At 73.0% G+C, this 6,659-nt stretch carries 6 protein-coding genes; 4 read left to right on the top strand and 2 right to left on the bottom strand.

The genetic code is table 11. The annotated features are described in order from the left end of the window. Positions 1-90 precede the first annotated feature (90 nt). Positions 91-1,395, bottom strand: coding sequence for an MFS transporter (locus ACFWEJ_RS25805; protein ID WP_377232029.1), 1,305 nt, complete (start codon positions 1,393-1,395; stop codon positions 91-93). 81 nt (positions 1,396-1,476) lie between these two features. On the opposite strand from ACFWEJ_RS25805, the gene ACFWEJ_RS25800 reads away from it, so the two are divergent. Next, positions 1,477-2,373: a LysR family transcriptional regulator gene (locus ACFWEJ_RS25800; RefSeq protein WP_377232028.1), complete on the top strand. Its 897-nt coding sequence runs from the start codon at positions 1,477-1,479 to the stop codon at positions 2,371-2,373. Here ACFWEJ_RS25800 and ACFWEJ_RS25795 read toward each other — a convergent pair. Next, positions 2,370-2,894 (bottom strand): VOC family protein, encoded by a 525-nt coding sequence (locus tag ACFWEJ_RS25795; RefSeq protein WP_377232027.1) that lies wholly within the window; start codon positions 2,892-2,894, stop codon positions 2,370-2,372. The genes ACFWEJ_RS25800 and ACFWEJ_RS25795 overlap by 4 nt on opposite strands. Before the next feature lie 257 nt (positions 2,895-3,151). Here ACFWEJ_RS25795 and ACFWEJ_RS25790 point away from each other — a divergent pair, with 257 nt between their 5' ends. The 3 genes from ACFWEJ_RS25790 to ACFWEJ_RS25780 form a co-directional block, all read left to right on the top strand. Beyond that, on the top strand, positions 3,152-4,561 hold the full coding sequence (locus ACFWEJ_RS25790) for an MFS transporter (protein WP_377232030.1): 1,410 nt from the start codon (positions 3,152-3,154) through the stop codon (positions 4,559-4,561). 143 nt (positions 4,562-4,704) lie between these two features. After that, positions 4,705-5,262 carry a hypothetical protein gene (locus ACFWEJ_RS25785; protein ID WP_377232026.1) on the top strand — a complete coding sequence of 186 codons (558 nt, stop codon included), beginning with the start codon at positions 4,705-4,707 and terminating at the stop codon, positions 5,260-5,262. A gap of 260 nt (positions 5,263-5,522) precedes the next feature. Next, positions 5,523-6,659: acetyl-CoA carboxylase biotin carboxylase subunit family protein (locus ACFWEJ_RS25780; protein ID WP_377232025.1), on the top strand; the 1,137-nt coding region annotated here is incomplete at its 3' end.

Raw genomic sequence — 6,659 nt, 5'->3', positions numbered from 1 at the left:
GGTTTCTTCGCTCTGAGATGGGTCAGAGCGAAGAAACCCGGGCCTCAAAGGTGAGGTGGTTACGCCGGACGGCGGCCCGAGCGGAGCAGGCTACGCCGGACGGCGGCCCGAGCGCAGCAGGGCCGACGCCGCGGCGAGCAGCACGAGCATCAGCACGCCGAAGGCGAGCACCGCGGCCGGCGTCGGGACCACACGCAGGAGGACGGCGAGCAGCACGACCGGCAGTGACATGCCGGCGTAGGCCGCGAGGAACAGCCCAGCAAGGGCCTCCGCGCGCGAACCGCCCGCCGCGACGGAGACCACCGTGCCGACCCCCGCCTTGAACAGGGTGCCCGCGCCGGCCCCGGTGACGATCCCGCCGGCCACGAGCACCGGGAAGGTCGCCGTGAGCATCGCCCCGACGATCAGCACCAGGCCCGCGGCCAGGAGCGTCACCCCGAGCGTGTGCTGCGCCCGGGTGCTGCGCCGGCCCGTGGCGATCTGCGCCAGGGCGGCGGAGCCGAACACGGCGAAGGAGACGAGTCCCGCGACGGCGTGCGACGTGACGTGCAGGTCGTGGGCGAGGAACGACGGCGCCAGCGAGGTGAACAGCCCGAACATCGCGAAGCCGACGAAACCCGCCATGAGGGCGCCCGCGTACGGGCCGCGGGATGCGGCGGGCACCGTCACGCGCTGCGGCCGGTAGTGCCAGGGCTCGCCCACGGCGTCGACGGTCTCGGGGACGAGCGTCATCAGCAGCAGCCCGACGACCAGCGCGAACAGCAGCACCAGGTACGGGGTGTGCAGGGGGGCGGGCGCGACGTCGGCCAGGAGGCCGGCGACGAGCGGGCCGAGGCCGATGCCGCCGAGGTTCGCCGCCGTCGAGATCATCTCGGCGTGCCGGCCGGCGGGCCTGCCCGCCGCGGCGCGCGAGGCGGCGTGCAGCTCGGTCATGTGGGCGGTCGCGGTGGCGGTCAGCAGGCCGATGCCGAGGCCCGAGACGAGGCGGGCGAGCAGGAGCAGCCCGAGGTCCGTCGACGTCAGGAAGACGAGCCCCGCGAGCACGTTCAGCAGCACCGCGGGGGCGATCAGGCGCAGGCGTCCGAACCGGTCGGACAGGTGACCCGCGAGGAACAGCGCGGCGATCACGCCGACCGCGTACGCGGCGAAGACGAACGTGACCGCCAGCGAGCCGAAGCCCTCCCGCTCCTGGTAGATCACGTAGAGCGGGGCCGGCGCGCCGGCGAAGGCCATCGTCACGGCGAAGACGTAGGCGATGATCCAGAACCCGCGGGCGTGGTGCCGGCGCGGGCGGGCGCCGCCCGCGGGGAGCGGGGTCTGGGTGCGGGCCGGCTGCGCCGGCTCGGGCAGGGCCTGGATGCCGGACGGCGGTGTGGTGCTGGTCGAGAGTGTCACGACTCGATCGTGCCGAGCCCGACCGATCGTGTCCAACGAATCTTTCCGAAGCCAGTTATCGCGATCTGCGATAGTTGGCTCATGCAGCCCCATCAGCTCCAGTACTTCGTGGCGATCGCCGAGACGGGGAGCTTCACCGCCGGCGCGCAGCGTGCCCGGGTGGTGCAGTCCGCGGCGTCGACCGCCGTCAAGCAGCTCGAGCGCGAGCTGGGCTGCGCCCTGTTCACCCGGGGCCGCCGCATCGCGCTCACGCCCGAGGGCGAGGCGCTCCTGCCCCGGGCGAGGGACGTGCTCGCGGCGCTGGACGCCGCCCGGGCCGCCGTCGCAGCCACGCGGGGGCAGGTCGCCGGGACGGTGAGCCTCGGCATGATGAACCACCTCGCCGGCTTCGAGCTGGCGAGCCTGCTGGCCGCGTTCGGGCGTGCGCACCCCGCCGTGGTGGTGCACGCCCGGCAGACGGCGACGGGCTCGCGGGGCAGCCTCGACGCCGTGCGCAGCGGCGACCTCGACCTCGCCCTCGTCTCCACGGCGAGCGAGACCGTCCCCGGGCTGCGCCTGCGCTACCTGGACGGCGAGCCGATCCGGTTCGTCTGCCACCGCACCCACCCGCTGGCCGGGCAGGGCGCGGTGCGGCTCGCGCAGATCGCGGACGAGGCCTTCATCGACTCGCCCGTGGGCTGGGGCAACCGCGCGGTGGTCGACGCCGCCTTCGCGGCCGCCGGCCTGCGCCGCACCATCCAGACCGAGGCGACCGACTTCGAGCTGGGCCAGGCGCTGGTGCGCGAACGGCTCGGCGTCATGTTCGTCCCGGCGTCCGCCGTCTCGCCGGACCCGCAGCTCGCCGCGCTCGACGTCGAGCCGGCGCTGACGTGGACGGTGCGCCTGGCCCACTCGGCGAGCCGCCCGCTGTCGGCGGCGGCGGCCGCGCTCGCCGCCGAGCTGGAGCGCGGCGGGCGCGGGATACCGGCTACCGGTTAACGCACGGGAGCACTGCTGCGGCCCTGCTCGCGCCCGCTCAGCTCGGCGTCGAGCGTCGCCTGGGCCACCCGCATGCCCTCGGCGTAGACCGGGTCCTGCAGGCGCTGCCACATCACGTCCTCCGGGACGTCCTCGACGTGGCTGAGCACCCACCAGATGTTGCCGAAGGGGTCCCGGACCCGTCCGCCGCGCTGGCCGAAGGCGTTGTCGTCCAGCTCGGTGACCACGGCGGCGCCCGCGTCCACCGCGCGGCCGAACGCGGCGTCGGCGTCCGGCACGAACACGCGCAGCAGGCTGGGCATGGCCGGCCACTCGGGCCGGCGGTCGAACGCCAGCACCACCGTGTCGCCGACCCTGATCTCGCCGTGCCCGATGAGCCCGTCCTCGGTCGCGACGCGCGCCAGCTCCTCGCCGTCGAACGCCTGGGTGACGAAGTCGAGGAACGCGCCGGTGTCGTCGGTGACGACCCACGGGGCGACGGACGTGTATCCGGTGGGGGCGGCGCTGGTCTGCTCGGGCATGACTGGTCCTCTCGGAGGCGGCGTGCTTGATACGGCGACCGTAGTCGGAGAAGAGGTCAGCTTCGGTCCTGTACTGCGCGCGCGGCGCGCCGCGTGGTTCGCGCGGGCAACTATGTAAGGTGCAGGCATCCCCCTCGCGCCGCGCGGACCTCGTGCTGCGGCCGCGCGCGTGCGCGGAACCCGCCCCCTCGTCGAAGGATCGTCTGCCCCACATGAGATTCCGCTTTCCCCCTGGCGACCGTTCCCGCCTCACCCGCATGCCCCGGCCGGGGGTGGTCATCGCGGTGCTCGCGTTCGCGGGCATGGGGGCGTCGTTCATGCAGACGATCCTGCTGCCGATCCAGGCGGAGCTGCCGGTCCTCCTGGGTGTCTCGCGTGACGTCACCGCCTGGGTGATCACCGTGACGCTGCTGGTGGCGGCGATCTGCACGCCCATCTCGGGACGGCTCGGCGACATGTACGGCAAGAAGACGGTCGCGCTCGTGCTGCTCGGCCTGCTGGCGCTGGGCTCGGTGGTCGCGGCGCTGTCGCCGTCCGTGGTGCTCCTGATCGTGGGGCGAGGGCTGCAGGGCATGGGCATGGGCGTGGTGCCGCTCGGCATCTCGATCCTGCGCGACGTGCTGCACCGGGACCGGCTCGGGTCGGGGATCGCGCTGGTCAGCGCGACGCTCGGCGTCGGCGGTGCGCTCGGCCTGCCCATCAGCGCGTTCGTGACCGAGCGCTACGACTGGCACGTGGTGTTCTGGGTGGCGGCCGGGATCGGCCTGCTCGCGCTGGCGCTGGTCGCGTGGGTCGTGCCCGTCAGCACGCTGCGCGCGGGCGGCCGGCTCGACGTCGTCGGCGTGGTCGGGCTCGCGATCGGCCTGACCGGGGTGCTGCTGGCGGTCTCGCGCGGCAACGACTGGGGCTGGGGCTCGCCGCGCACGCTCGGGCTGCTGCTCGGCGGCCTCGTGGTCCTGCTCGTGTGGGGCTGGTACGAGCTGCGGATCGAGGAGCCCCTGGTGGACCTGCGGGTGACGGCGCGCGGCACCGTGCTCTTCACCAACCTCGCCTCGATCGCGATGGGCTTCGCGCTGTTCGCGTCCAACGTGGTGTTCCCGCAGCTCCTGGAGCTGCCGACGGCGGCGGGCGGCCTCGGGCTGACCCTGATGCAGGCCAGCCTGATCCTCATGCCGTCCGGCCTGGTCATGCTCGCCATGTCGCCGATCTCGGGGCGGCTCGCGCACCGCTTCGGGGCCAAGCCGCTGCTCGCGTCCGGGGCCGCCGTCATCGCGGTCTCCTACGTGATCGCCGTCGTGGTCGACCTCGACGTGTGGCACGTGCTGGTGGTCAACATCGTGGTCGGCGTCGGCATCGGACTGGGGTTCGCGGCCATGCCCGCCCTCATCATGCAGGTCGTGCCGTCGCACGAGACGGGCGCCGCGAACGGGCTGAACACCCTGATGCGGTCCCTGGGTACGACGTCGGCCGCCGCCGTCGTGGGCGGCGTGCTCGCCGCGGGCGGCGCGCAGTTCGAGGGAGTCCCGGTACCGTCCGGCGACGCGTTCCGCACGGCGCTGCTGCTCGGCCTGCTCGCGTCGCTCGTGTGCACCGTCCTGGCGCTGCTCATCCCGCGGCCCAAGCCGCCCGCCGACGAGCACCCGGCGCTGCCGGACGGGGTGCTGTAGCGGGGCGCTGGTCAGCCCGCTTCCTTGTACGGCTGTCGGACGCCGAGACAGCATGACGGCCGGGACGTAGGCTGACGGCTAGAGAAGGCAGGGCTCGCGTGCGGGCGTCGCTTTCGAGCTGCCGTCTGCCCTGAAGGATCCCTGTGCCGCTTCCTCATGATTCCGACGCGCCCCTGGAGTTCGCGCGCGAGAGTCACCTTTTTGTCGACGAGTCGAAAGCCAAGTCGTTCCTGTTCGTGGCAGTGGTGGTGCCACCCCATGCGGTCCATCTGTTGCGGAGGGATCTGCGCGCTGCTCGGCCGAAGGGGCGTCGCGACATCCATTTCAACGGCGCTCGTGACGGTGTGCGAAACGAGGTCATACGTCTCCTGGGCGGGCATGATGTGAGGTCCGTGGTGTATCGGGCAAGGGCGGCCAAGGGCTGCAATCCTCGCGAGGACTGCGTTCGCGCGACGGCGCGCTTCGCCGCTTCGATCGCTGCCCGCTCGATCGTGCTCGACCGGGACGAGAGCCTTGAGGCGGCCGATCGACGATGGCTCTACCAGGAGCTGCACAAGAGCGGAATCCGCTACGACCACCTCCACCGACACGAAGAGCCGTTGCTCTGGGCGGCTGACGCGATTGCCTGGTGCTGGCAGCGCGGAGGAGCGTGGAAGGACAAGGTCCGCGAGCTTGTCCTGCGTGCGACTGACCTGCCGTAGAAAACGCGAAGCCCGGGTTACCCACCTGACGGGTAGGCTCCCGGGCTCACTTCTCAGGGCTATTGCCCTTCGCGCTACCGATAATACCGGTCCGGTCTTCGGTGACAACCGCTGGGTGCCCGATCGTTCTGCGGCCCGAGCGGCGGCGCTTTTCCACAGGCCGTACCCGGCCGACGAGAACGACCCAGGGATCCGTGGCAGGCTGTGCGCCATGTTGAGAACGACTCTCGTTCGCGTGTCCACGCACGGTGCGTGCTGACGTGGCGAACCTGTTGATGATCGAGAGCTGGCTCCAGTCGACCGGCCTGATGCTCCCGCCCCTGCTGCGCGACGCCGGCCACGAGTACGTGCTGATCACCCGCGACCCCGGGCTCTACCGGCTACCCGACGGCACGCCCCACCCGGTCCTGGCGCTCGCCGCCGAGGTGGTGGTCGCCGAGACCAACGACGACGCCGCCCTGCTCGCGGCGGCGCGGGGGGTCGCTGCGCGCCGGCCCGTCGACGGCGTCCTGACGACCTGCGACTACTACCTGCCCGCCGTCGCCCACGTCGCGGAGGGTCTGGGCCTGCCCGGGGCGCCCGCCGACGTGCTGCGCACCGCGACGCGCAAGCACCTGGTGCGGCACGCGCTGGCGGCCGGGGGAGTGCCCGACGTGCCGTTCGCGGTGGCCGCCACCTGGGACCAGGCGCGCAAGGAGGCCGCGAGCCTCGGCTACCCGCTCGTCGTCAAGCCGGTCGACATGAACTCCGGCACAGCGGTGCGCAAGGTCGTCGACGAGGCCGGGCTCGCCGTGGCCTTCGCCGAGGCGACCGGGCCGGAGCGCAACACCCGCGACCAGCCGCTGGAGCGGCTGGCGCTGCTCGAACGGGTCGTCGAGGGCCCGGAGTACAGCGTCGAGTCCGTGACCCGCGGCGGCGTGACACGGGTGCTCGGCATCACCGCCAAGTCGGTCGCCGAACCCGGCGTCGAGGCGGGGTCGGGCTTCGTCGAGTCGGGGCACCTGTTCCCGGCCCCGCTGACACCCGGGGAGCGGGAGGCGATCGAGGCGCACGTCGTCACGGTGCTCGACGCCGTCGGCCTGACGCACGGCATCAGCCACACCGAGGTGCGGCTCACCGCGGCCGGCCCCCGGCTGATCGAGCTGAACCCGCGCCAGGGCGGCGGGTACATCTTCGAGCTGGTCCGCCTCGTGACGGGGTTCAACCCGCTGCGGGTGCTGGTGGACCTGGCGCTCGGGCGCGAGCCGGTGCCCGGCCCGTCGGTCGCGACCAGCGCTGCAGTCACGTTCCTGCTCGCCCCGGCGGACGGCGTCGTGCGGGAGGTCCGGGGCGCGGAGCGCCTGGCGGACGACGGCCGCGTGCTCGGCCACGAGACGCCGTCGCCCGGCCGCGAGGTG

The organism is Promicromonospora sp. NPDC060204 (genome assembly GCF_042728455.1).
In the GTDB taxonomy this organism is placed as follows: Bacteria; Actinomycetota; Actinomycetes; order Actinomycetales; family Cellulomonadaceae; genus Promicromonospora.
Note: the sequence above shows the minus strand (reverse complement) of the source record. Positions and strands in the feature narration are given on the sequence as shown.

Coding starts and splice junctions, on each gene's coding strand:
- ACFWEJ_RS25790 (WP_377232030.1), top strand. CDS start 3,152: ATGCCCCGGCCGGGGGTGGTCATCGCGGTGCTCGCGTTCGCGGGCATG.
- ACFWEJ_RS25795 (WP_377232027.1), bottom strand. CDS start 2,894: ATGCCCGAGCAGACCAGCGCCGCCCCCACCGGATACACGTCCGTCGCC.
- ACFWEJ_RS25800 (WP_377232028.1), top strand. CDS start 1,477: ATGCAGCCCCATCAGCTCCAGTACTTCGTGGCGATCGCCGAGACGGGG.